At 46.0% G+C, this 23,501-nt stretch carries 22 protein-coding genes and 1 other RNA gene; 12 read left to right on the top strand and 11 right to left on the bottom strand.

Going from position 1 to position 23,501, the window contains the following annotated elements:
• Positions 1 to 137 precede the first annotated feature (137 nt).
• The 7 genes from QMA41_RS21540 to ilvN all read left to right on the top strand — a co-directional run bounded on the left by QMA41_RS21540 (position 138) and on the right by ilvN (position 8,315).
• Positions 138 to 662, top strand: a complete 525-nt coding sequence (locus QMA41_RS21540) for a phosphatase PAP2 family protein (protein WP_006957828.1) — start codon at positions 138 to 140, stop codon at positions 660 to 662.
• A gap of 82 nt (positions 663 to 744) precedes the next feature.
• Positions 745 to 1,275 carry a phosphatase PAP2 family protein gene (locus tag QMA41_RS21535; RefSeq protein ID WP_038163592.1) on the top strand — a complete coding sequence of 177 codons (531 nt, stop codon included), beginning with the start codon at positions 745 to 747 and terminating at the stop codon, positions 1,273 to 1,275.
• A 4-nt stretch (positions 1,276 to 1,279) separates the two neighbouring features.
• On the top strand, positions 1,280 to 2,326 hold the full coding sequence (locus tag QMA41_RS21530; RefSeq protein WP_281630571.1) for an MJ1255/VC2487 family glycosyltransferase: 1,047 nt from the start codon (positions 1,280 to 1,282) through the stop codon (positions 2,324 to 2,326).
• A gap of 394 nt (positions 2,327 to 2,720) precedes the next feature.
• On the top strand, positions 2,721 to 3,680 hold the full coding sequence (gene leuO, locus QMA41_RS21525) for a transcriptional regulator LeuO (protein ID WP_006957822.1): 960 nt from the start codon (positions 2,721 to 2,723) through the stop codon (positions 3,678 to 3,680).
• 168 nt (positions 3,681 to 3,848) lie between these two features.
• On the top strand, positions 3,849 to 5,657 hold the full coding sequence (locus QMA41_RS21520; RefSeq protein ID WP_281630570.1) for a long-chain fatty acid--CoA ligase: 1,809 nt from the start codon (positions 3,849 to 3,851) through the stop codon (positions 5,655 to 5,657).
• A 437-nt stretch (positions 5,658 to 6,094) separates the two neighbouring features.
• Positions 6,095 to 7,819: an acetolactate synthase 3 large subunit gene (locus QMA41_RS21515; protein WP_281630569.1), complete on the top strand. Its 1,725-nt coding sequence runs from the start codon at positions 6,095 to 6,097 to the stop codon at positions 7,817 to 7,819.
• A gap of 1 nt (position 7,820) precedes the next feature.
• Positions 7,821 to 8,315 (top strand): acetolactate synthase small subunit, encoded by a 495-nt coding sequence (gene ilvN, locus QMA41_RS21510; protein WP_006957816.1) that lies wholly within the window; start codon positions 7,821 to 7,823, stop codon positions 8,313 to 8,315.
• A gap of 60 nt (positions 8,316 to 8,375) precedes the next feature.
• On the opposite strand, the gene glpQ is transcribed toward ilvN, so the two are convergent.
• From glpQ to zapA, 7 genes are all read right to left on the bottom strand, one after another.
• Positions 8,376 to 9,431, bottom strand: coding sequence for a glycerophosphodiester phosphodiesterase (gene glpQ / locus QMA41_RS21505; RefSeq protein WP_281630568.1), 1,056 nt, complete (start codon positions 9,429 to 9,431; stop codon positions 8,376 to 8,378).
• Between the two features lie 51 nt (positions 9,432 to 9,482).
• Positions 9,483 to 10,847 (bottom strand): glycerol-3-phosphate transporter, encoded by a 1,365-nt coding sequence (gene glpT / locus QMA41_RS21500; RefSeq protein WP_038513554.1) that lies wholly within the window; start codon positions 10,845 to 10,847, stop codon positions 9,483 to 9,485.
• A gap of 337 nt (positions 10,848 to 11,184) precedes the next feature.
• On the bottom strand, positions 11,185 to 12,414 hold the full coding sequence (gene serA / locus QMA41_RS21495; RefSeq protein ID WP_006957810.1) for a phosphoglycerate dehydrogenase: 1,230 nt from the start codon (positions 12,412 to 12,414) through the stop codon (positions 11,185 to 11,187).
• 253 nt (positions 12,415 to 12,667) lie between these two features.
• Positions 12,668 to 13,324: a ribose-5-phosphate isomerase RpiA gene (gene rpiA, locus QMA41_RS21490; protein ID WP_021458497.1), complete on the bottom strand. Its 657-nt coding sequence runs from the start codon at positions 13,322 to 13,324 to the stop codon at positions 12,668 to 12,670.
• Positions 13,325 to 13,387: 63 nt separating this feature from the next.
• On the bottom strand, positions 13,388 to 13,975 hold the full coding sequence (locus tag QMA41_RS21485; protein ID WP_281630567.1) for a 5-formyltetrahydrofolate cyclo-ligase: 588 nt from the start codon (positions 13,973 to 13,975) through the stop codon (positions 13,388 to 13,390).
• A 31-nt stretch (positions 13,976 to 14,006) separates the two neighbouring features.
• Positions 14,007 to 14,189, bottom strand: a non-coding RNA gene (ssrS, locus tag QMA41_RS21480) — 6S RNA.
• Between the two features lie 20 nt (positions 14,190 to 14,209).
• Complete coding sequence (gene zapA / locus QMA41_RS21475; RefSeq protein ID WP_006957807.1) at positions 14,210 to 14,518, bottom strand: cell division protein ZapA; 309 nt, start codon at positions 14,516 to 14,518, stop codon at positions 14,210 to 14,212.
• A gap of 235 nt (positions 14,519 to 14,753) precedes the next feature.
• Between zapA and QMA41_RS21470 the strand changes: the two genes are divergently transcribed.
• The 3 genes from QMA41_RS21470 to QMA41_RS21460 are packed head-to-tail and all read left to right on the top strand — an operon-like array spanning position 14,754 to position 17,772.
• Positions 14,754 to 15,329, top strand: a complete 576-nt coding sequence (locus QMA41_RS21470; RefSeq protein ID WP_006957806.1) for a YecA family protein — start codon at positions 14,754 to 14,756, stop codon at positions 15,327 to 15,329.
• Between the two features lie 12 nt (positions 15,330 to 15,341).
• Positions 15,342 to 16,520 (top strand): 2-octaprenyl-6-methoxyphenyl hydroxylase, encoded by a 1,179-nt coding sequence (gene ubiH / locus QMA41_RS21465; protein WP_281630566.1) that lies wholly within the window; start codon positions 15,342 to 15,344, stop codon positions 16,518 to 16,520.
• 25 nt (positions 16,521 to 16,545) lie between these two features.
• Positions 16,546 to 17,772, top strand: a complete 1,227-nt coding sequence (locus QMA41_RS21460) for an FAD-dependent 2-octaprenylphenol hydroxylase (protein WP_172851188.1) — start codon at positions 16,546 to 16,548, stop codon at positions 17,770 to 17,772.
• Positions 17,773 to 17,825: 53 nt separating this feature from the next.
• Here the strand turns inward: QMA41_RS21460 and QMA41_RS21455 are convergent, their stop codons facing one another.
• From QMA41_RS21455 to ygfZ, 3 genes are all read right to left on the bottom strand, one after another.
• The gene (locus QMA41_RS21455; protein WP_006957803.1) at positions 17,826 to 18,032 is read right to left on the bottom strand and encodes a DUF1107 domain-containing protein; all 207 of its coding nucleotides are present in this window, start codon (positions 18,030 to 18,032) and stop codon (positions 17,826 to 17,828) included.
• Positions 18,033 to 18,658: 626 nt separating this feature from the next.
• Positions 18,659 to 19,132, bottom strand: coding sequence for a YbaK/EbsC family protein (locus tag QMA41_RS21450; protein WP_172857769.1), 474 nt, complete (start codon positions 19,130 to 19,132; stop codon positions 18,659 to 18,661).
• The gene (ygfZ, locus tag QMA41_RS21445) at positions 19,122 to 20,090 is read right to left on the bottom strand and encodes a tRNA-modifying protein YgfZ (protein ID WP_281630565.1); all 969 of its coding nucleotides are present in this window, start codon (positions 20,088 to 20,090) and stop codon (positions 19,122 to 19,124) included. Before ygfZ ends, QMA41_RS21450 begins: the two co-directional genes overlap by 11 nt.
• Positions 20,091 to 20,277: 187 nt before the next feature.
• Here ygfZ and QMA41_RS21440 point away from each other — a divergent pair, with 187 nt between their 5' ends.
• Positions 20,278 to 20,538 carry a succinate dehydrogenase assembly factor 2 gene (locus QMA41_RS21440; RefSeq protein ID WP_006957800.1) on the top strand — a complete coding sequence of 87 codons (261 nt, stop codon included), beginning with the start codon at positions 20,278 to 20,280 and terminating at the stop codon, positions 20,536 to 20,538.
• A 380-nt stretch (positions 20,539 to 20,918) separates the two neighbouring features.
• Here QMA41_RS21440 and nadB read toward each other — a convergent pair whose 3' ends face one another.
• Positions 20,919 to 22,535 (bottom strand): L-aspartate oxidase, encoded by a 1,617-nt coding sequence (nadB, locus tag QMA41_RS21435; RefSeq protein WP_006957799.1) that lies wholly within the window; start codon positions 22,533 to 22,535, stop codon positions 20,919 to 20,921.
• 383 nt (positions 22,536 to 22,918) lie between these two features.
• Between nadB and rpoE the strand changes: the two genes are divergently transcribed.
• Entirely contained in the window at positions 22,919 to 23,497 is a 579-nt protein-coding gene (rpoE, locus tag QMA41_RS21430) for an RNA polymerase sigma factor RpoE (RefSeq protein ID WP_038163622.1), read from the top strand.
• Positions 23,498 to 23,501: the final 4 nt, after the last annotated feature.

Raw genomic sequence — 23,501 nt, 5'->3', positions numbered from 1 at the left:
AAACCATATTAGGGATGCAGAAGATATTGTCCTGCTATTCGAGCAGTGAATGGCAAGATGAACGTGATGATTAATCTCTGGTTCATCTCACTATACCTATGATGTGACTTCGCATGTGATTACAGGAGAAAAGTACCGTGCGTGCCGTTGAGCCCATCATCAAATTTGACTTGGCATTGTCCTCATTTTGCTTAGGTCATCGCTTTAACCTGCCGCTGGCTAAGCTGAGTCGCCTGATTTCTCATACTGGAGATGGGCATCTGTATTTACTGATTGGTCTGATTGCGTGGGCACTGGATACGACCACAGGTGTCGCTTTTCTTAAAGTCGGGATTCTGGCATTTATCATCGAATTACCCATTTACTGGGCTTTGAAGAATGGCTTCCGGCGCCGTCGTCCCTATGACCGTTCCGAATCGCTCACTTCGTTTATTCAACCGGCGGATCAGTATAGCTTGCCATCCGGTCATACTGCGGCTGGATTTTTGATGGCGACATTAATCGCGAGCTTTTACCCACAATATGCGATTGCAGCGTATGGCTGGGCAGCGGCAGTGAGCGCTTCACGGATTTTTCTAGGTGTGCACTTCTTCACTGATATCGTGATAGGGGCGGGTTTGGGCATTGCGTGTGCCAAGCTGGCGTTGATGTTGACGATGTAACTGAATCAACCTTAAAGCTTCACTGATTTGTCACTTACTTCTCTTAGTTTGAACGCAGAACCGTCGTTACAAGGAGTCGGTAATGCGTTCAATCGAACCAATCGCCAAGTTTGATTTGGCGTTCTCACTGTTTTGTTTACAACATAAATTCTCATACCCGCTCTCTCGATGGAGCAAAGCCATCTCTCACACGGGGGATGGGCATTTGTATGCCGTGATCGGCCTTGTTGCTTGGTGGTTTGGTGGAGAAGTCGGTACGCTCTTTTTACTGGCCGGTTTGCTTGCTTTTGTCGTAGAGCTACCTATCTATTGGACAGCTAAAAACCTCTTTAAACGTCGTCGCCCAGAAGAGCTGTCTGAGCTGGTGACGTCATTCATTACGCCTTCAGACCGTTACAGCTTGCCTTCAGGGCATACGGCCGCCGCGTTTTTGATGGCGACGTTAATCAGTTATTTCTATGTCGAACTCGAATTGTTTGCATTTGTTTGGGCTGCGTTGATCGCGACTTCAAGAATCTTACTTGGGGTGCATTTTCTGACAGACGTCATTCTGGGTGCTTTGCTTGGAATCGGTTGTGCTCATATGGCATTGACGATTGTGATGGGAGGTTAGGCTAATGAAAATATTGTATGGCGTGCAAGGGACAGGTAACGGACACATCGCCAGAGCTAGAGCAATGAGTCATGCTTTGAACCAGCGCGGTATTGACGTTGAATTTCTTTTCTCAGGCCGAGCAGAAGACAAGTATTTTTCAATGGAAGCGTTCGGTAATTATCACACTCGCCGTGGCCTCACTTTTGTGACCGAAAATGGTCAGGTTAATTATAAAAAAACCTGCTTGAACAACAATCTGTTTGCTTTTTATAAAGAGGTCAAACAACTGGATTTAAGTCGATTTGACTTAGTACTCAACGATTTTGAGCCAGTCTCTGCGTGGGCGGCCAGAAGACAGGGCAAGGCATCCATTAGTATCAGCCATCAGAATGCATTTCGTTATTCTGTACCACTCAAAGGGGCTAGTTGGTTAGATAAGAAAATCATTCACTATTTTGCCCCAGCTCAGCACCACATCGGCTTACACTGGTATCACTTTGATCAACCTATTTTACCGCCTATTGTTCACACACAAAAAGAGCAGGTTGCTGGTGAAGATTTTGTCCTCGTTTATTTGCCATTTGAGAGTATCCATGAGATCGCAGAGCTGTTAATGCGTTTTTCCAAGCAACGATTTGTGTGTTATCACCCTGATATCATCGAAGAGCAGATTGTCGACAATGTGCACTATTTGCCATTGAGCTTTCATGGCTTCCAGTATCACCTCAATCGCTGCAATGGCGTGATTGCGAACGGCGGTTTTGAGCTGCCCTCAGAAGCATTGACGCTAGGTAAAAAGCTATTGCTTAAACCTCTGTCTGGTCAGTTTGAGCAGATGAGCAATGTCGCCACATTGGAAGATCTTGGCTTGGCAAGTTGTATGGATATGTTGGATGCCTCGATTGTTCGCCAGTGGCTGGATGAAGAGCAGGCCGAAAGTGTCAGTTACCCTGATGTTGCAGAGGCGATCGCAGACTGGTTGGTGAAAGGTGACTGGGAAAACAAAATGGAGCTGACACATCGCTTGTGGGAGAAAGTCGATTTTCCTAGCTACGTGACTAACATCTAGCCCATCACTCAATCATTAGAATCTTGGCAGCATCAATCTATTGATGCTGTTTTTGTATCTACCCTCGAAATTATTTTCCCTACCAATAGTTCCCGTCAAGCTCTTAGCATTCATTCTTAAACTTAATTCATTGGCTAAATCTTTACAGTATGAGTGATTTATACTTTTTTATATGTTGCTTAAGATTATGATTATTAAGCTTAATTTTATGACTTAAGTAAAAAATACTGATTAATTATCAATCTTGTTGCTAATGATTGATTGATTCGTTGATAGTAGAAATCCGCCAGGAGTCATCTGACGGATAAATATAACAAAATACGGGTTATCTATTCCCAACCAATATTCATTTTAAGAACCATTTATACATTGACGAATACAAGAGGCTTGCCTGATGATTGATAAAAAAGAGTCTATGAGTGCGATTGCTAGCTACCGAATGGAAAGCACTCTACGTGGAGTAGATCTAAACCTTCTGACTGTGTTTGATGCAGTAATGCAAGAGCAAAATATTACCCGTGCTGCTCATAACCTTGGCATGTCTCAGCCAGCGGTAAGTAACGCAGTTGCTCGTTTGAAAGTAATGTTTAACGACGAGCTGTTCATGCGCCAGGGTCGTGGTATCCAACCGACTCAACGCGCTCGTCAGCTATTTGGCCCTGTACGCCAAGCATTGCAACTTATCCGTAACGAGCTACCAAGCTCAATTTTCTCGCCTGAAACATCAACGCGTTTGTTCAAACTGGCGATCTGCAGCCCATGCGATATGCGCTTCGCTCCTAAGATCATGTCGACAATTCATGATCAAGCGCCAAATGTACAGCTTCACCTTGATGCGGAATTTGATCGCCAGCTGGCTGAAAGAATGCGCTACCAGGAAATCGACTTCGTGATTGATTACGCTCGCTTTGATGAGCAAGGTTTCTCAAGCACTGAAATCTTCCAAGATGAGCTAGTGGTAGTGGCGTCTAAGTCTCACCCACGCATCCAAGAAGCAGTAACGGCGGACCTTCTGAAAGGTGAGCGTCATGCGAAACTTTCTCGCGTACATGGTCAGCGTAGTTTCTCTGAGCAGGCGTATCGTGATTTGGATGTGCAGGCATACTACGAAGGTACCAGCCTGAGCAACGTACTTTACGTTGTTGGTCAATCTGAACTTGTGACGATTGCACCACGTTGGATGGTAGAAAATGCAGCGAACAAAGATCAGCTACAAGTTCTGGACTTCCCATTTGAAAACGGCAAGATCAGCGGCTTCCTGAGCTGGCATGAATCAAGTGAGAAAGATAAAGGTCACATCTGGCTACGTGACCAGTTGATGATGATCTGTGGTGAAGTAGTTGCTCTAGACTAATTTACTGTTATTTAAGAGATCAATAAAACCTTGAGTGGCTATTCGCCATTCAAGGTTTTTTACTATTTAGTTGGTAACTTTGATGCCTGTCAGTTGCCTTTTGTGACCTGAAATGTACACTTGTGCGCTCAAAAAAGCTTACAGGTGTAAGCTTAAAGGTAGTTAGAGATGGCCAACTTAGATTTTCATATTGTAAAAAAAATTCGCGAACAAACTGCCAAAAGCGGTGACCGTATTGCTCTTAAACATAAAGTGGGTGAGATGTGGAACGGCATCAGTTGGAAGCAGTTTGGCCAGCAGATAGATGCATTATCGCTTGCGCTATTGACGCACGGCATAAAAGTCCAAGACAAAATCGGCATCTTTGCCAACAATATGCCTCAGTGGACCATCACGGATTTCGCGGCACTTCAAACCCGTGCGGTGACAGTGCCTATTTACCCTACCAATACCGCAGCGCAATCTTCCTACATTCTGCAAGACGCTGATGTGCGTATCTTATTTGTCGGCGAACAGGCACAGTTTGATGCGGGTGTGTCGATTTTTGAACAATGCCCGCAATTGGAATTGGTTGTGGCGATGTCGGACGATGTTGATGTAGGCGATTATGATTTTTCTCGCTCTTGGCAGCAGTTTGTCTTTGCTGCTGATAAAGCCATGCAGAGCGAATTAGATACTCGCCTCAATGATGCCAATATTGAAGACTTGCTGACTTTGATTTACACCTCAGGTACGACGGGTCAGCCAAAAGGGGTAATGCTGGACTATGGTAATGTCGCAGCTCAGCTTGAAGGTCATGACGCCCGATTAAGTTTGTCTCAAGATGATGTTTCGCTTTGTTTTCTACCTTTATCACACGTGTTTGAGCGAGCATGGACATTCTACGTATTGTATCGTGGTGCTACCAACTGTTACCTGCAGGATACGATGCAGGTTCGTGAAGCGTTGAGTGAAGTTCAACCGACAGTGATGTGTGCGGTTCCACGTTTTTACGAGAAAATCTTCTCAGCCATTCATGAAAAAGTCTCGAAGGCTCCGATGATTCGCAAGGTGTTGTTCACCTGGGCTGTGAATATGGGCGCTAAAATGGCCGTCTGTGATCAGGAAGGGCGTCAACCCTCTTTAATATTGAAAAAGTCCCATCAGCTGGCTGACAAGTTGGTGCTGTCCAAGCTACGCGCTCTACTGGGTGGTCGAATTAACTTTATGCCATGTGGTGGTGCGAAGTTGGATGAGACGATTGGTCGCTTTTTCCATGCGATGGGAATCAACGTCAAGCTTGGCTATGGTATGACAGAAACGACAGCGACGGTGTCGTGTTGGTCAGACAATAGCTTCAACCCAGATTCCATAGGTATGGCGATGCCTGGTGCACAGGTAAAGATTGGCGAAAACAACGAAATTCTTGTCCGTGGCCCTATGGTGATGCGTGGTTACTACAAGATGCCGGAAGAAACGGCAAAAACGTTTGATGAGCATGGCTTCCTCAAAACTGGGGATGCGGGTCATATTGATGAAGACGGCAACCTGTTTATTACCGATCGCATTAAAGAGTTGATGAAAACGTCTGGCGGAAAATACATCGCGCCTCAGATGATCGAAGGAGCAATCGGTAAAGACCACTTTATCGAGCAGATCGCAGTGATTGCGGATACGCGTAAGTTTGTTTCTGCGCTTATTGTGCCGTGCTACGACAGTTTGGAAGAATACGCGAAAGAGTTGAACATCAAATACCATGATCGTGTTGAGCTGATTAAGCATCATCAAGTGATAGAAATGCTCGAAAAACGAGTGAATGACCTGCAGCAAGAGCTGGCGAAGTTTGAGCAGGTTAAGAAGTTCAAATTGCTACCAAAAGCCTTCTCGATGGATGAAGGTGAATTAACCCCGACTCAGAAACTGCGCCGTAAGGTTATTAACGACAAATATCAGGACGAAATCGAAGAAATGTACAGTGATACAGCAATGAAAAAGTAAATCTCTGACAAGTTAAATTTCGAAGTGTTTAAAAATCCCTCAATCGGTTCAAACTTGCCGGTGAGGGATTTTTTATACCTGAATTTTACGACCTTTTACGGTGAAAATATCGTGGAGATACAGTGTTGGATAATATTTTACTCTGAATTTTCGGGGTTAATTTGTCATATTTTCTGGTTTTTATGCTTCGTCTGGTGTTCTTTCCTTATATTAGTTTGATAAATAGCATCTTGTTTAAAATGAGAGTTAAGTCGCATTAGATCCTTTGATAAGAAAACGTTACATTTGTTGCGTGAACTTGTTTTCTGTTACGACAGAACAAGACATAGCCGAAAAAGTGGAAGTATTTCGATTTAGGCTACGAATAAGCCCTAGACTATGTAAAACCAGCCCAATTAGTTGACCTTATTAATTGGTAAACTGGTGAGGAGAATAATATGGCAGCAATGTTGTCCGGTGCGGAGATGGTTGTTCAATCTCTGATCGAAGAAGGTGTTGAACAAATTTTCGGGTATCCAGGCGGTTCCGTTTTGGATATCTACGATGCTCTTCATGCTAAGACAGATCAAATCAAGCACGTCCTAGTTCGTCATGAACAAGCCGCTACCCATATGGCAGATGGCTATACCCGTGCAACTGGCAAACCAGGTGTGGTTCTGGTGTGCTCTGGTCCAGGCGCGACCAATACTGTGACAGGTATTGCGACCGCGTACATGGATTCTATTCCTATGATCGTGATTTCAGGTAACGTACCTAATAGCCTGATTGGTAATGATGCGTTCCAAGAGTGTGATATTGTCGGCGTCTCGCGTCCGATTGTTAAACACAGCTTCTTGGTTAAGAAAGCAGAAGATATTCCTGAAATCATGAAGAAAGCTTTCTATATTTCGACAACAGGGCGTCCTGGCCCAGTTGTTATCGATCTGCCAAAAGATGTGATGAATCCGCAGATCAAACTGCCATACGAATATCCTGCCAGTATTTCAATGCGTTCATATAAGCCAACCACGACGGGTCACAAAGGCCAGATTAAAAAGGCCTTGAAAGCACTACTTGCGGCGAAAAAGCCGGTTCTTTACGTCGGTGGCGGCGCCGTAATTTCTGAAGCGGATGAGCAGATTCTGAAGCTGTCAGAGGCATTAAACTTACCTGTCGTTAGTACCTTGATGGGGCTAGGTGCTTTCCCGGGTACGCATAAAAACTCTCTTGGTATGCTGGGGATGCATGGTGTGTATGAGGCCAATATGGCCATGCACAACGCAGACTTAATCTTTGGTATCGGTGTGCGATTTGATGATCGAACCACCAACAATCTGGAAAAGTATTGTCCGAATGCCAAAGTAATGCATATTGATATTGACCCGTCATCCATCTCGAAAAACGTAAAAGCGGATCTGCCTATTGTTGGCTCTGCGGAGAAAGTACTGGCGAGTATGGTGTCACTGCTGGAAGAGCAAGGCGCGACCAATGATGGTGAGGCACTTCAAAGCTGGTGGGATGATATCCAGACTTGGCGTGATCGTGAATGCCTGTCTTATGAATCCACACCTGAGCGGATTAAACCTCAACAGGTGATTGAAGTACTACACAAGTTGACGAAAGGCGATGCGTACGTTGCTTCTGACGTTGGTCAGCACCAGATGTTTGCAGCGCTTTACTATCCGTTTAATAAACCACGTCGCTGGATTAATTCTGGTGGTCTCGGCACGATGGGCTTCGGTCTGCCAGCTGGCCTTGGGGTTAAATTTGCTAAGCCTGATGAAGAGGTTGTGGTCGTGACCGGTGATGGCAGTATCCAGATGAACATTCAGGAACTGTCGACGGCGCTGCAATATGATATCCCAGTCAAGATCATTAACCTGAATAACCGTTTCCTAGGTATGGTGAAACAGTGGCAAGACATTGTTTATCAAGGAAGACATTCTAACTCATATATGAGCTCCGTTCCGGACTTCGTTGCGATTGCAGAAGCGTACGGACATGCGGGGATTCGCATTGAGACTCCAGACCAGCTTGAGTCTGGTTTGAAACAAGCATTAGAAATGAAAGATCGTTTAGTGTTTGTTGATATCAATGTTGATGAAACTGAGCATGTGTACCCAATGCAAATCAAAGGCGAAGGTATGGACAAGATGTGGCTAAGCAAAACGGAGAGAACATAATATGAGACACATTATTTCACTGCTAATGGAAAACCAACCGGGAGCGTTATCTCGAGTGGTGGGTCTGTTCTCACAACGTGGTTACAACATTGAGTCGTTAACCGTATCACCGACAGATGATGAAACGCTGTCGCGTTTGAACATCACAACGATTTCCGATGACATGCAGCTTGAACAGATTCAGAAACAGCTCAATAAGTTGATCGATGTTTTGAAAGTTCAGGAAGTTACCGAACTTGATCATATTGAGCGTGAGCTGATGATGGTCAAAGTGAAAGCCAGCGGCTTTGCTCGTGCAGAAGTAAAGCGTACAGCGGATATATTCCGTGGTCAGATTGTTGATGTCACTGCTTCTCAATACACGGTTCAACTAGCGGGTACCAGTGAAAAGCTGGATGCGTTCATTCAAGCGATTTCAGAGGTGACCGATGTTATTGAGGTTGCACGAAGTGGTGTGGTAGGGATTGCACGCGGTGAGCGTTCACTAAAACCTTAGCTTGATACGAGTTGCTAAAGAAAAGCCTTAGTCATGGACTAAGGCTTTTTTGTTTAAGGGCTATTTGTTGAGAAAGCTAACTGCTTTGTCTGGAAAATCGGTAAACAGACCATCTACTTTGACCTGATTGTAGAAGATATCCATCATGCCCTCGAAGCTATCCGTATAACTCGGAATGCGGCCAGGATCGGCTCGGAAAGTGTATGGATGAACATCTAGGCCTGCTGCTTTTGCCTCTTTCATCAACGGTTTGATAATAATGTTGTCTTTGGTTGATTTATCATCGACCAACATTGGTTTCCAAGGGCCAATGCCTTCGGCGTACTTGGCAACTTCCTTCATTGCGCCTGAATCGAACATCCAATCATAGCTGTACGGGGTTGCTGTATCGCCTTTGTAGACCATGGTTTCGTTCCAGTCAGTGTAAGCCATCAGCTGCACTAACTTGAGATCCATCCCCATACTAGGCATGAGTTCATCGTTAATGCGTTTTAGCTCATTGGCGTCAAAGCATTGCAGGTACACTTTGTCATCCTGACTGTCATAGCCGTACTGCTTTAATAACTTAAGCACTGCGGAAGAGATATCTTTGCCTTCATGACGGTGGAACCAAGGGGCTTTGATTTCAGGGTAGATACCGATATCGTAGCCAAGTGTCTTGTTGAGCCCTTGAATCAGCTCAATTTCTTCAGCTAGAGTAGGGACGCTGAAGTCGGATTTCCACATCGGAAAACGAGTCGGATAACCCGCAACTTTATTGCCATTGTCGTCAATATTGAAACCTTCTGTCACCTTTAGGGTTTTGATTTCAGCGAGCGTAAAGTCAATCGCATAATAGCGGCCATCAGCGCGAGCACGATCAGGGTAGCGCTCAGCCACATCGGTGACTCGATCTAAATAATGATCGTGGAGGACAACCAACTGATCGTCTTTAGTCATGACAACATCTTGCTCGATGTAATCGGGTTTCATTGCGTAAGCCAAAGCTTTTGCTTCTAGAGTATGCTCTGGCAGATAGCCTGATGCGCCGCGGTGAGCGATAACCAGAGGCTTAGCCAATGCTCCAGCAGATAGGCTAAGAGCCAGAAATGTAGCGCAAACTGACGTTGTTTTCATTCTTCATTCCTTGATTGAAATGAGGCAGCGATGCTGCCTCTTTGATGAGTATTAAGCGAGTGCTGCCTTTTCGGCTTCTTTCTGTTTATGGTGAGCACGTTCGCCAACAAATGCATAAATTAGACAAATAATCGACGCGATACAAGATGCTACGAGAATGATAAATCCACCATCCCAGCCAAAGTGATCTACGGTGTAACCCAGAATCGCGTTCGCAGCCACTGCACCGCCAAGATAACCAAATAGTCCGGTTAGACCAGCAGCGGTACCTGCGGCTTTTTTCGGTGCAAGTTCAAGAGCATACAAACCGATCAACATAACCGGACCGTAAATCAGGAAGCCAATGGCAACCAGCGCCATCATGTCTACGGCAGGGTTACCGGCTGGGTTGAACCAGTAAACCAAGACCGCAACTGTCACTAAGGCCATAAACAGGATACCGGCTGGGGCGCGACGACCTTTGAACAGCTTGTCGGAAATCCAACCACACAATAAGGTGCCTGGAATACCCGCCCATTCGTAAAGGAAGTAAGCCCATGAAGATTTATCAACCGTGAAATCTTTCGCTTCTTTGAGGTAAACCGGCGCCCAGTCAAGCACACCGTAGCGAATGAGATAGACAAACGCGTTCGCAATGGCGATTGACCAGAGTAGCTTGTTAGAAAATACGTACTTAAAGAAGATTTCTTTGGCGGTCATTTCCTTTTCATGCGATTTATCGTAGTCGTCTGGGTAGTCGTTTTTGTATTCTTCAATGGGTGGTAAACCGCAGGATTGTGGTGTGTCGCGAACTGTCATCCAGATAAATATGGCAACCAGCGTGGCGAAAAAAGCAGGAACATAAAAAGCGGTACGCCAGTCGTCATTGAATGCCCAAAGTCCAAGGATAAAGAGAGGACCAATCAGGCCTCCGCCTACGTTGTGAGCGACATTCCACACCGAAACGATTTCCCCACGTTCTTTACGCGACCACCAGTGAACCATGGTTCTACCACAGGCAGGCCACCCCATCCCTTGGAACCAACCATTTAGGAAAAGCAGGATGAACATTGCAGTGATGCTGCCCGTTGCCCAAGGCATGAAGCCGAAGCAAAACATGATCAGCGCGGACATCAACAAGCCGCCACTGAGGAAATAGCGTGGGTTTGATCGATCAGAGACGCTACCCATTAAGAATTTAGATAAGCCGTAAGCAATCGAAACTGCCGCTAAAGCAACACCAAGATCGCCACGGCTAAAGCCTTGTTCGATCAGGTAAGGCATTGCCAAGCTGAAGTTCTTTCGAACTAAGTAGTAGCCAGCATAGCCGACAAAGATACCGATAAAGAGCTGCCAACGTAATCGGGAATAAGTGCTGTCGAGCTTATCGGAAGATAAGCGGTCGATGTGCGCCTTAGGTTTGAAGATTCCAAACATAGGGACCTCATTGTTATTGTGCGATGGTAAGTAAAGGAAAAGCGAACGAGCAAAATGTATTTCGTTCGAAAGTGTTGGGCATTGTATGAATAATGAGAGTTATTTCTGTGATAAATGTTGCATAAGTATTAAATTTTACGAAAATACAGAAAGTTAGTCTGAAAAACTTCGACTTTGATTCCGTTATTGCTAGTTTTCGTGATAACTAAGAAGCTCATTAATGAACAGTTTTTGTTCACAAGAGAACATTATGGTGTGATGTTTGGTAAGGGCAGAAATGTGGAGTATTAAAAAAGCCACTGCAAAGGCAGTGGCTTTGATAGCGTTGAGGTTTTACTTAGTGAAGGATACGCGCGCGTAGCGTGCCTTCAATACCTTTGAGTTTCTTAAGTGCTTCTTCAGAGCGGCTGGTTTCAACATCGATAACGACATAACCGATATCGGCGCTAGTCTGTAGATACTGACCGGCGATGTTGATGCCTTCTTCTGCGAAGATAGTGTTTATCTGAGTCAGGATACCTGGGCGGTTTTTGTGAATGTGCAATAGACGAGAACAGTCACGGTGCTCAGGCAGAGACACTTCAGGGAAGTTAACACTTGAAAGCGTCGAGCCGTTGTCAGAGTATTTCGCCAGTTTCCCCGCCACTTCGACACCAATGTTTTCTTGGGCTTCCTGTGTTGAGCCACCCACGTGTGGTGTCAGGATGACATTGTCGAACTTCTGCAGTGGTGATTCAAATGGGTCTGCGTTAGTTTTAGGCTCGGTTGGGAACACGTCAATCGCAGCACCAGCAAGATGACCAGATTCCATCGCATGACAAAGCGCTTCGATATCAACCACAGTGCCGCGCGCTGCGTTGATGAAAATCGCCCCCGGTTTCATACGAGCAAATTCTTCTGCACCCATCATGTTTTTGGTGCCCGCGGTTTCTGGAACGTGCAGAGAAATTACATCACACTTGTTCAGTAGTTCACTCATGGTATGTACTTGAGTTGCGTTACCAAGGGATAGCTTGTTCTCAATATCGTAGAAGTAAACACGCATCCCTAGGTTTTCCGCAATAATGCCCAGCTGTGTGCCAATGTGACCATAGCCGATAATACCTAAGCGTTTGCCTCGAGCTTCGTACGAGTTGTCGGCGCTTTTCTTCCAGATACCGCGGTGTGCTAGGGCGTTCTTTTCTGGAATCCCGCGCAGTAGAAGCAGGACCTGACCGAGAACCAATTCCGCCACACTGCGTGTATTCGAGAATGGGGCGTTAAACACTGGAATACCGCGAACGGCGGCTGCATTAAGATCGACTTGGTTGGTACCAATACAGAAACAGCCAATCGCGACTAGCTTCTCCGCTGCGTTGATCACTTCCTGCGATAGGTTAGTGCGGGAGCGAATACCGATGAAGTGAACATCCTTTACTGCTTCTAGCAATTCGTCTTCCGGTAACGAGCCTTTGTGGTATTCAATATTCGTGTAACCAGCAGCCTGCAGTACTTCTACCGAAGATGGGTGAAGACCTTCAAGCAGGAGGATCTTAATTTTGTCTTTTTCCAGTGAAACTTTGGCCATTGTCTTCGTCCTTAAAATGGAAATTTGGGGCTTAACTGGCGCACAAGCGGTGTAATGTTATTAAAGCAAACGTTTTGTTAGCAAAAAGCCTGACGCAAACGTTTTCCTTGTGCGTCTTCTGCTCACTAAGTTAACAAAAAAAATACACTTTGGGTAAGAAAATTACGGAATAAGGAATAATTTTTATAGGATAAAAGACGAAAACGGCACCTAATGGTGCCGTTTGTAATGAAATAACCGAAACTAGCTTCAATTAATCTTCGATTTTAGCCCCTTGAGGCGTGCCAGTGATCACCACGTCCGCACCACGGTGAGCAAATAAGCCAACCGTCACAACACCTGCGATAGCATTGATTTTATCTTCCATTTCTTTCGGGTTGGTGATCTGCATGCCATGCACATCTAGGATAACGTTGCCGTTATCTGTCACCACGCCTTCACGGTACACAGGGTCGCCACCAAGTTTTACCATTTCACGAGCGACGTAAGAACGCGCCATTGGGATGACCTCTACAGGTAACGGGAACTCACCCAGAACGTCAACGGCTTTGGTACCATCTACGATACAGACAAACTTATCTGAAATAGCCGCAACAATTTTCTCGCGTGTTAGCGCCGCGCCACCACCTTTGATCATGTCGCGTGCTGCGTTGATTTCGTCAGCACCGTCAACGTAGACATCTAAGTTCGCCACTTCATTACAGTCGAAGACTTCGATGCCTAAACCTTTCAGCTTTTCAGTCGATGCTTCTGAGCTAGAAACCGCACCTTTGATATCGTCTTTGATTGTACCGAGTGCATCGATGAAGTGATTTACCGTAGAGCCTGTACCAACACCGACAATGCTGTCTTTTTCAACATACTTAAGTGCTGCCCAACCAGCTTCTTTCTTCATTTCATCTTGAGTCATGCCCATCTCCTGAATGAGGTTTGAATTTAACGTTTGCGGCGCGATTATATAACCAATCTAAGGCTATTCCCAATCCCAGATCTGCTTTGGTGTCACTATTTTTGGTAAAGGCACATCCCAAGATTCAGTGGGTAGCTGCTCGACCTGTTGGCAGTCATGCGCGAGGCCTATGGGTTTAGGCCCAGATTGATGATGGAACCAAGGCTCCAACGTGCGGTCGTAGTACCCTCCACCCATGCCGAGACGATGTCCATGGTGATCAAACGCTACTAGTGGAGTACAGATAAGGTCGAGCTGACGGGCGGGAATGATTTGGGTTTGATTCAGCTTAGGTTCTTGAATCTTATAGCGATTAAGTACCATAGGTGTTTCAAGGTCGTAGCGTAGAAACAACAAATGTCCGGTTGAAAATGGGTGGATAACAGGGAGGTAAATCGTTTTTCCTCGCTGTCTTAACCAGTCAATCAGTGGGGCGGTATTGATTTCACCGTCAGCAGACAGGTAAAGGGCAATGTGTTGAGCTGAAGAGACTTCCGGTAATTGAGCAAATTGGGCAATTAAATCTATCCCCGCTTTTTGCTGGGTTTCATCATTGAGTTGATTGCGCTTGGTGCGGATTAGTTTTCTGAAATCTTGTCGAGAAAGAATCATAAGAGTACCCATGGTTGTTGGGTACCGAGGAGGATACCCCAGAGTGCCGTTGGAGATTTTGACCCTTGAACCAGCTGGTTCAAGGCGGATCAGCAATGATAACCGTAGGCTTCTCGGTTCAAGCCGAGCTTGCTCAATAGCTATCAAGTACTAACCCTTAGGGATTGCTTATCGGCTCAGGGACTTAATCCCCTCACGAACACTCCAGGGTAAATTCTTGTTTGGTGGTAAAGGCTATTGCTGTCCTGGCTTTACTTTACTAAGTGCATCACTGAGTGATGCCGTGAGCTTTTCCAATTGCTCATTTAACGCATTTTGCTGTTGTTCATCTACTGTATCACGGCTTTCGAGCTCATGACAGACGTTCAGAGCGACAAAGGTGAGCAGTTGAACTTCGTTGGTAATCTTTGTCTTGGCAGCCATGTCTTGTAAACGCTCATCAAGGTGCTGAGCGGCGTTACGCAAAGACTCTTCTTGTCCAGACGGGCAGTTAACCCGGGTTAGTTTGCCTAAAATTTCGACTTCAACTGCTTGATTACTCATACCGACTCTAAATGCGTTAGTAGGGGTGATATGCAGACAATCACCGAGGAGGAAACTATAGGAAAAGGCTTGTTAAGATTCAAGCTTTTCCCAATCAAGGTGCACAAATCATGACGCAATAACACAGTAATTGGGCAAATTGTGTAAAAGCTATCCACAATTGCGCAATCGCTCGTTTTCGCTGGTCTTGGTAAATGGTAGGATTGGCTTTATTTAGCAAATTTAGGTCTCTTTCATGAGCGAACGCAATCTTCCAGAATACCTGACATTAGCAAGTGAACTTCAGTCTGCTGGTCTGGCGGTGAACCCTGCGGAACTGCATGGCCTTTTAGCGGGAATGCTAAGCGGTGGTTTAAGTCTGACAGACAAAAGCTGGCAACCGCTAATCTTTGATTACACCAATGATGGTATGGGCTGGCCTGCTAAGTCACTGCAATTAGCTCAGGCGACATTGGACGCAACCATCGTAGAATTTACCGGCTCAGGCATGGATATTTCAATGTTGATCCCTGATGAAGATGCCAGTGCAAGTCTATTCGATACCGCTGACGGTGTTGCTGAATGGGTGAATCACTACATTTCTGGCTTAGGCCTTGTGAATGCTGATCTGAAAAAAGCTTCAACGGATGTTAAAGAAGCGTTGGCAGATTTAGAAGAGATTGCCAAGCTGGGCATCGATGAAGATGACGATATGCAAGAGCAAGCTCAACTGCTAGAGCAGGTGATTGAACATGTTAAAGCGTGTGCGCTGACGATTCACGCTGAATTTGGCCAAAAGCCGGTAGAGCAAAAGGCTCCGACCATCCACTAATCAGGACTCCCCATGAAGCAGTTTGATGTTGTAATTGCTGGTGGCGCAATGGCGGGCATGACGCTGGCACTGGCGATCAATAAACTCTCTCAGCAGCCGCTGTCTATCGCGGTTGTCGAGCCTTACCAAGTCGACCATCAGGCTCATCCTGGCTTTGACTCGCGTTCCATTGCCCTGTCGTACGGTACCGTCAATATTCTTAAGCAATTCGGATTGTGGGACGACATTTCAACCTTTGCGACTGCTATCCGCCATATTCATGTTTCTGACCGCTCTCATGCAGGTATGACTGAGATTGATAACCTCGAAGTTGGCGTTGAAGCTCTGGGCTATGTTGTCGAACTAGCAGATGTTGGCCGTCTCTATCATGAAAAGGTCGCTCAGGACTCTAATATCACTTTACTGTGCCCAGCCTCGGTTAATCAGATCGAACGACAGCGGCAATGCGTTCACATTGAGCTGGATGATGGCCAAACTATCAGTGGGAAGCTTCTGGTGGCGGCGGACGGTGCGATTTCGACCTGTTGTCAGCAAATCGGACTCGATTTTAACGAGCACGACTTCGAGCAAGTTGCAGTCATTGCTAACATTAAGGCGGCAGAGCATCACCAAGGGCGTGCTTTCGAGCGCTTTACCTCTTCTGGCCCTGTGGCTCTATTGCCAATGAGCGAACATCGCATGTCTCTGGTTTGGTGTTTAAGACCGGATGATGCACAGCGCGTTATGTCGCTCGATGATGATGCCTTTCTGCAAGAGCTCCAGCACGCATTTGGCTGGCGATTGGGGAAATTGGAAAAAGTCGGCCAGCGGGCTGCGTATCCATTATTGTTGCGCTATCGAGAGCGGAACACATCACATCGATTTGCCATTGTTGGCAATGCTGCGCAAACATTGCACCCGATTGCTGGGCAAGGGTTTAACCTTGGTATTCGTGACGTAGCGACATTGGCTGAGGCGATAGCCAGTCATAGCGGCGATCCCGGAGATTATTCGGTATTGAGCCAATTTAAACGTCGCCGCGAAAATGATCGCAGTGCGACGATATCACTGACATCGTCTCTGGTTCATATTTTTTCTAATGATTATCTCACGCTACGTATTGGTCGAAATCTCAGCTTGGCCGCGATGGACAACATTCCCGTGTTGAAAGCGCCTTTATTAGCAAGAACTTTAGGCTTAGTTGCTCGATAGCAGCTTGAATGAGGATTGAATTCAGATGATGCAAAGCGTTGATATTGCAATTGTCGGTGGTGGCATGGTTGGCCTGGCTTTGGCCGCAGCATTTAAAGATACCGATTTGCGTATTGCGGTGATAGAAAGCCGAGTACCTGATAGCGAATTAGCGGACTTACCGGATGTTCGCGTGTCAGCCTTGAGTCGTTCAAGTGAAAACATATTGCGTAATTTAGGGGCTTGGAATGGCATTGTAGAGCGCCGTGCTGCGCCATACTCGGCGATGGAAGTCTGGGAACAAGACAGCTTTGCTCGGATTGAATTTGATGCGCAAAAGCTCGCTCAACCAGATCTCGGGCACATTGTTGAGAATCGTGTGATTCAACTATCATTACTTGAGCAGGTGAAGAAGCAGTCGAATGTCAGTTTGTTTATGCCTGCACAGTGTAGCTCTATGGCGGTTGGTGAAAGTGAAGCTTGGCTCACTTTGGACAATGGTCACGCATTGACGGCTAAACTTGTGGTCGGCGCGGATGGTGCCAACTCTTGGGTGCGCAAACAACAGGATATTCCGTTAACGCATTGGGACTATGGTCATAGCGCTGTGGTTGCGAATATCTGGACAGCAGAAACGCATGACAGAGTGGCTCGTCAGATCTTTACCCCACAAGGACCTCTGGCTTTCTTACCTATGGGAGAGAGTAATATGAGTTCGATTGTGTGGTCTACAGAACCGAATCGAGCAGAGAGTTTAGTCGCGATGTCCGATGAAGAGTTCAACAAGTCACTGACGGCAGAATTTGACGCTCGACTGGGCTTGTGTGAAGTCGTTGGTCAACGTTTCGCTTTCCCGCTCAAAATGCGTTACGCGCGTGACTTTGCCGTGGAACGGGTCGCTCTAGTAGGGGATGCCGCGCACACTATCCACCCATTAGCGGGGCAAGGCGTTAACCTTGGTTTGCTTGATGCCGCGAGTCTAGCGCAAGAAGTGATGACTTTATGGCGTAAAGGTGAGGATATCGGCACTAAGCGTAACCTGCGCAGTTATGAACGCTGGCGTAAATCTGAAGCTGCGAAGATGATTGCCGCGATGCAAGGCTTTAAAGACCTGTTTGCTGGTGATAACCCTGCGAAGAAGCTAGCGCGAGGCATTGGCATGGCTTTGGTAGGACAATTGCCAGGAGCGAAAGATGAAATCATGAAGCGCGCCCTTGGCTTAAAAGGGAATCTTCCAGCATTAGCGCAATATCATGAAGCGACCTTACCTTGATGGTATCTCAAATGACAAAGGGTTGGCGATTGCCAACCCTTTTTAATTCTTGCCTACGCGTATGCACAGCGTAGTCGCATAATTTCCTGGTTCACTTCCTTGACCGTTTGGAAATGTCGCCGCTCGGCTTTTTCCGGTAAGACAAGCTTACCGTTATCAAATTCAAACTTACCAATACCGTAGATATAAATTCTTCCCTTAAATAGCCGACTTACGTGTTTAGCAATCATACCTGGTGTATAGCGCTTAAACAGTCTCATAGAGTAATCCTTATGTTTAGCAAGCACTGCAAAGTATACGATTTTCCGCCTGTTATTTATGTGATTATGGTGGAGGAATATGCAGTAAAATGAGTTTGTTTGGATATTTGTGTTGTTGTAGGCAAAACGCCCGATAAATATCCATTTTATTGTGACAATTACCTCACTTATGTTCTGTGATGGGAACTCGTCTTGGTTAATCATTCAGCGCAATAGTTAACCCGAGATTTATGACATTTCTAAGAATAGTTTAACTTTTTTATAATATGCCAGCTTACGGTAAATTTTTTGCATAAAAAAAGCCCGCATAATTGCGGGCGAATAGTCACAGATGCATTACACAAAAAGTGGATGTCCTGAAACAATCAGTGGATTCACTTTTTCGTTGGAGAAGGATTTGTGTGTTTATTACTATTCAAACGCTCAGCAGCTAAACACACCAAGCAATACATCATAATTCGCTCGCACTTTAACCAACGAAAATAAGCATAAACTAAAATATTATTTTTGACTATATATGCTTTCGATTTGAATAATAATTTAAATTGAATGTGTTTCTTATTGAGATCTTTGTCACATTGAAGTGCAAGTTGTATGACGTGATACAAGAGGATTTGAAAGGCTTATCAACGGCAGATGTCTGCAAGTACTGGATTACAGAGACGAATGAGATCATCTCGTGCCAATGCTATCCCTGCCATGTTGGAGCCGCTGCTTATGGTTACCGTCTCTTCATTCAGGAGCTGGCGATCAAAGACAATCGGCATCTCTGTCGGCAACAGCAGAGGCGTTACTGTGCCAATCTGGTAGCCAGTTAGTTCTTCAACCATGGAGAGATCAACGCAGGTCATTCGGCGGCAACCGAGTAATGCTCGCACTTTTTTGGGATCAACAGATTGATCACCCGGCGCGCAAGCCAGCGCATACAAATCACCCATATCGCGTAATAGCATGGATTTGACCATCTGAGCCGGTCTAACTCCTCGCTGTTGAGCTGCTTCTTCAATGGTGATGGCTGGGGATTGATGGGGCAAGATACGGAAAGAAACCCGCTGCTCGGTCAAGTAGCGGGTTAGTTTTGTCTCAAACTTATTCGTCATCTTCAAGAGAATACGGCAGTGCTTGCATAGTCCAGACCGAATCTGGCGCATCTTTCAAACGGAATTGGGTATCAGAGTCAAGGTTATTGGGTAATACGATGAGACCGATACTTACGCCATCATTGAAGCGGTAGCTACTCATCAACTGGCCAGCGCTGCGCCAATTATCACCCACAGAACGTTCTATCTCCGCACCGGCATTGATCTCGGATGCAGAGTGGCCTTTGACGATTTGCAATGCGCGCTTATTCATACCACGGTACTTGGCTCGAGCGACGGTTTCTTGGCCTGTGTAACAACCTTTGCTGAAGCTAATTCCACCCAAAGCTTGGACGTTAAGCGCTTGAGGAATATGCTCGCTTTGCTGCTCTTGTGTGACTGCAGGTATAGCGGCTTCAATATCCAGTCGAGTCCAGATGTCTTCACAAGCCTTGGTTGCATTAATCGATTGGCATAGTTGTTCCGCAGTAGTGGCTTCAATGGCCAGCAACCAGCGTTGCTGATCAATTTTAATCGCGGTACCACCTTCGATAGCTCGCACATCACCGTGTTGTTGTGAGAGCTCTTCAATGACATGGTTCGCTTTATCGCCAATTAAGCCCAGCAATACATCGGTACTTTGTGCAAATTCTATTTTGGAGAAAATAGCGTACTTTTTGAGTTCAGCGAGCTCAGTCTCAATCGCGGAGCTTGGCTGTAGCATCGCGTAACCGCCTCGGTGGTGGAACAAGCGGAATACGCTCCACACTTTTCCTTTGGCATCACAATGCGCGCCAAAAGTCGCGGTATCTTCGGCCAGTTGAACAACATCACAGGTCACCTGACCTTGTAGGTAAGACTTTTTATCATCGCCTTGTGCGGTGATCATTCCCCACGACGTGAGGTGGGTGAGTACAAGTTCGGGAAGAGAGTCATTGCTAGAAAGAGAAAGTGGAGCAAAGTCGTGTTGCCATTCCATGATGTTTACCTGAATGCTATCGAATAGCGCTATGTTAGCGCTTAAGCACTAACGGAAACAACCTTTCAGCTGTATGGATTTATGCCGTAAATGTGTTAGCTAGCTCGGGAGTGTGACTGAGTTAGTAGTTGTGGGCAATTTTGATTGTTACACTCGGCGCAAACAACCGAACAGGTGAGGAATTAGAATGTACACCACCGAAGAAAAAGCGCGAATTAAATGGGCGTGTCGCCGCGGAATGCTGGAACTGGATGTTGTCATTATGCCTTTCTTTGAAGAGTGCTTTGAAGAACTGAAAGACAATGAGCAGCGTGACTTTGTGTCTCTGCTTGAATGTGATGACCCAGATTTGTTTACTTGGATTATGGGCCACGGTCGCAGTGAAAACTTAGGTCACGCTTCTATGGTCGACAAGATTGTTGCCCACAACCTCAGTAAAGTGCGTTAGGCTTTTCGCCTCCACGTCATTCGTTTCACAACAGGCCAACATCAGTTTCCTGATGTTGGCCTGTTGTTTTTTGATTACTACCGAGCTCCCTCTAACGGCCACTGTTTTTATGGTGGCGTTACTTCTTAAATATCATAGTCAAACAAGCTGGTTTGCTGAGCCAATGCAAGGGGGCTTAGTTTTCTCTTCTGCGGATTCCTGCGAAATGGATGGTGAACCCATCGAGATACAAAGAAGTGTCTTGAGTTTAGCCGGGTTCGGCATATTGATCTGGCCCAAAGGCGGCCGTAAGAGAATTATTTGGCGAGATAGTGTTAACGAAGAGCACTATCGGCAGTTATTGGTGATGTTAAAAAGGGAGCATTAAGCTCCCTTTATTATTAAGAATCGATTTTCTCTGGTTCAAGGATGGTTGGGCCGCTATCTGGGGCCAGTTCCGGATAATCGAGCGTGTAGTGTAAACCGCGGCTTTCCTTGCGCTCCATTGCACAACGCACCATCAGTTCCGCGACTTGAAGTAGGTTACGTAGCTCAAGTAAGTTGTTAGATACCTTGAAGTTACTGTAGTACTCGTGCGTTTCTTGCTGCAGCAACTGAATACGACGTAGCGCGCGTTCTAGGCGCTTATCGGTACGAACGATTCCCATATAGTCCCACATAAACAGACGCAATTCGTGCCAGTTGTGCTGAATCACAACCTCTTCATCAGAACAGCTAACCTGACTTTCATCCCATGCTGGAAGAGAAGGAGGAAGTTCGGCAGTATCCATTCGGCGGATAATATCGTTGGCCGCTGACCACGCATAAACGACACACTCTAGCAGCGAGTTTGATGCCATTCGATTGGCGCCATGTAATCCGGTATAACTCACTTCGCCAATGGCATAGAGTTGAGACAGATCCGTTTCACCTTGCTTATTAACCATAACACCACCACAGGTGTAGTGGGCCGCAGGTACAACCGGAATTGGCTCTTTGGTCATGTCGATGCCAAGGTCCATCAGGCGTGTGTAGATGGTCGGAAAGTGCTTCTCAATGAAATCTGCAGGCTTGTGGCTGATGTCCAAATACATACAGTCGGCCCCAAGGCGTTTCATTTCAAAGTCAATCGCACGCGCGACGACATCACGAGGAGCTAACTCTTCTCTCTCATCAAAGTCTGGCATAAAGCGAGTACCATCTGGACGACGCAGGTAAGCGCCTTCTCCACGCAGAGCCTCGGTGAGCAGGAAGTTTCTCGCTTCAGGGTGATACAGGCAAGTTGGATGGAATTGGTTGAACTCCATATTCGCGACTCGGCAGCCCGCTCGCCACGCAATCGCAATACCATCACCAGAGGAAACGTCAGGGTTAGAGGTGTACTGATAAACCTTAGACGCGCCACCTGTTGCCAGTACCACAAACTTTGCTCGAACCGTTTCAACGTGTTCTTGGTTTCGGTTCCAGATATAAGCTCCAACAATTTTCTTGCTGTCGCCACCGACTTTATCTTCGCAGATTAGATCGAGTGCGTTGTGTCGCTCTAGTACCGTGATATTTGGGTGGTTGTGAGCGTTATCTTGCAAGGACGTTTGCATGGCCATACCGGTAGCATCCGCGGCATGCAAAATTCGACGATGGCTATGACCCCCTTCACGCGTCAGGTGGTAACGAGGTTTTTCGTCACTGTCACCATCTTCACGATCAAATGGGACCCCACCATCGATCAGCCACTGGACACACTCTTTGGCATTTTCAGCAATAAACTCAACGGTTTCTTGCTCACAAAGGCCAGCGCCAGCTATTAGTGTATCTTCTACATGCGATTCAATACTGTCTGACTCGTCAAAAACAGCGGCAATACCACCTTGAGCGTAATATGTAGCGCCTTCGCTTCTCGGCCCCTTACTCAATACAATGACTTTGCCATATTCCGCGACACGTAACGCTAACGACAGACCGGCTGCGCCACTACCCACCACTAACACATCACATTGATGTTCACGGTTTGCGTTCATAAAACTTTTAAATTCCCGAGTTAAGTTGTACTGGCGCCAATCCAACTTTTTAGCGTCAGCTACAGAGCGTTCCCGCTCTTAAATCAATTTAAAATTGCAATATGGACTCTGAAAATACCAGAGTTAGCTCACTATAGTAGCACTGGAGTGAATGCAATTCTTCGTAAATAACATTGCTTTTGAACTCTTTCGTCCCCACAATCTGGAACAGAAGTTACTGGTCCATCACTTCTCAAATAAAATTCGAAGAAAGTTTGAACTTTATATTCATTACTGAGTCACAATAGTGCTCAAGTAAGCAGTGGTGTCAATACTACATTTTGCATAATTAATGCTCATATCTGACAAGGTAGGGGTTAATAACAATAGGAGTACCCGCTCGAATGAACGAGCAGCTGACCGATCAAGTGTTAATTGAGCGAGTTCAGAATGGAGATAAGCAAGCATTTAATTTGTTGGTCACTAAATACCAAAACAAAGTATGTAATCTTATTTCTCGCTACGTCAATAATCCGGGGGATGTACCTGACGTAGCACAAGAAGCATTTATTAAAGCGTATCGCGCTATACCAAGTTTTCGTGGCGAAAGTGCCTTCTATACTTGGTTATATCGAATCGCTGTTAATACTGCGAAAAACCACATCGTCGCTCAGGGTCGTAGACCGCCTGCGCAAGATGTGGATACTGAAGAAGCTGAATATTACGAAACTGGTAGTGCATTAAAAGAAATTTCGAACCCTGAGAACTTAACGTTGTCCAAGGAATTGAAGCAAGTAGTTTTTGGTGCGATCGAAGCACTACCTGATGACTTAAAAACCGCAATGACGTTGCGCGAGCTTGATGGCTTGAGTTACGAAGAAATCGCTGCGGTGATGGATTGTCCTGTTGGAACGGTGCGCTCGCGTATCTTCCGAGCTCGTGAAGCGGTTGAAAAAAAGATTCAACCTCTTTTGCAACGCTAGTACC

This window comes from Vibrio sp. St2, from assembly GCF_947311885.1.
Taxonomy (GTDB): domain Bacteria; phylum Pseudomonadota; class Gammaproteobacteria; order Enterobacterales; family Vibrionaceae; genus Vibrio; species Vibrio coralliilyticus.
The sequence above is the reverse complement of the archived record's forward strand: the minus strand, read 5'-3'. Positions and strand labels throughout refer to the sequence as shown.

Excerpts from the sequence above, each read along its gene's own strand:
- QMA41_RS21535 (WP_038163592.1), top strand. The coding sequence starts at position 745 with ATGCGTTCAATCGAACCAATCGCCAAGTTTGATTTGGCGTTCTCACTG.
- QMA41_RS21530 (WP_281630571.1), top strand. The coding sequence starts at position 1,280 with ATGAAAATATTGTATGGCGTGCAAGGGACAGGTAACGGACACATCGCC.
- leuO (WP_006957822.1), top strand. The coding sequence starts at position 2,721 with ATGATTGATAAAAAAGAGTCTATGAGTGCGATTGCTAGCTACCGAATG.
- QMA41_RS21520 (WP_281630570.1), top strand. The coding sequence starts at position 3,849 with ATGGCCAACTTAGATTTTCATATTGTAAAAAAAATTCGCGAACAAACT.
- QMA41_RS21515 (WP_281630569.1), top strand. The coding sequence starts at position 6,095 with ATGGCAGCAATGTTGTCCGGTGCGGAGATGGTTGTTCAATCTCTGATC.
- ilvN (WP_006957816.1), top strand. The coding sequence starts at position 7,821 with ATGAGACACATTATTTCACTGCTAATGGAAAACCAACCGGGAGCGTTA.
- glpQ (WP_281630568.1), bottom strand. The coding sequence starts at position 9,431 with ATGAAAACAACGTCAGTTTGCGCTACATTTCTGGCTCTTAGCCTATCT.
- glpT (WP_038513554.1), bottom strand. The coding sequence starts at position 10,847 with ATGTTTGGAATCTTCAAACCTAAGGCGCACATCGACCGCTTATCTTCC.
- serA (WP_006957810.1), bottom strand. The coding sequence starts at position 12,414 with ATGGCCAAAGTTTCACTGGAAAAAGACAAAATTAAGATCCTCCTGCTT.
- rpiA (WP_021458497.1), bottom strand. The coding sequence starts at position 13,324 with ATGACTCAAGATGAAATGAAGAAAGAAGCTGGTTGGGCAGCACTTAAG.
- QMA41_RS21485 (WP_281630567.1), bottom strand. The coding sequence starts at position 13,975 with ATGATTCTTTCTCGACAAGATTTCAGAAAACTAATCCGCACCAAGCGC.
- zapA (WP_006957807.1), bottom strand. The coding sequence starts at position 14,518 with ATGAGTAATCAAGCAGTTGAAGTCGAAATTTTAGGCAAACTAACCCGG.
- QMA41_RS21470 (WP_006957806.1), top strand. The coding sequence starts at position 14,754 with ATGAGCGAACGCAATCTTCCAGAATACCTGACATTAGCAAGTGAACTT.
- ubiH (WP_281630566.1), top strand. The coding sequence starts at position 15,342 with ATGAAGCAGTTTGATGTTGTAATTGCTGGTGGCGCAATGGCGGGCATG.
- QMA41_RS21460 (WP_172851188.1), top strand. The coding sequence starts at position 16,546 with ATGATGCAAAGCGTTGATATTGCAATTGTCGGTGGTGGCATGGTTGGC.
- QMA41_RS21455 (WP_006957803.1), bottom strand. The coding sequence starts at position 18,032 with ATGAGACTGTTTAAGCGCTATACACCAGGTATGATTGCTAAACACGTA.
- QMA41_RS21450 (WP_172857769.1), bottom strand. The coding sequence starts at position 19,132 with ATGACGAATAAGTTTGAGACAAAACTAACCCGCTACTTGACCGAGCAG.
- ygfZ (WP_281630565.1), bottom strand. The coding sequence starts at position 20,090 with ATGGAATGGCAACACGACTTTGCTCCACTTTCTCTTTCTAGCAATGAC.
- QMA41_RS21440 (WP_006957800.1), top strand. The coding sequence starts at position 20,278 with ATGTACACCACCGAAGAAAAAGCGCGAATTAAATGGGCGTGTCGCCGC.
- nadB (WP_006957799.1), bottom strand. The coding sequence starts at position 22,535 with ATGAACGCAAACCGTGAACATCAATGTGATGTGTTAGTGGTGGGTAGT.
- rpoE (WP_038163622.1), top strand. The coding sequence starts at position 22,919 with ATGAACGAGCAGCTGACCGATCAAGTGTTAATTGAGCGAGTTCAGAAT.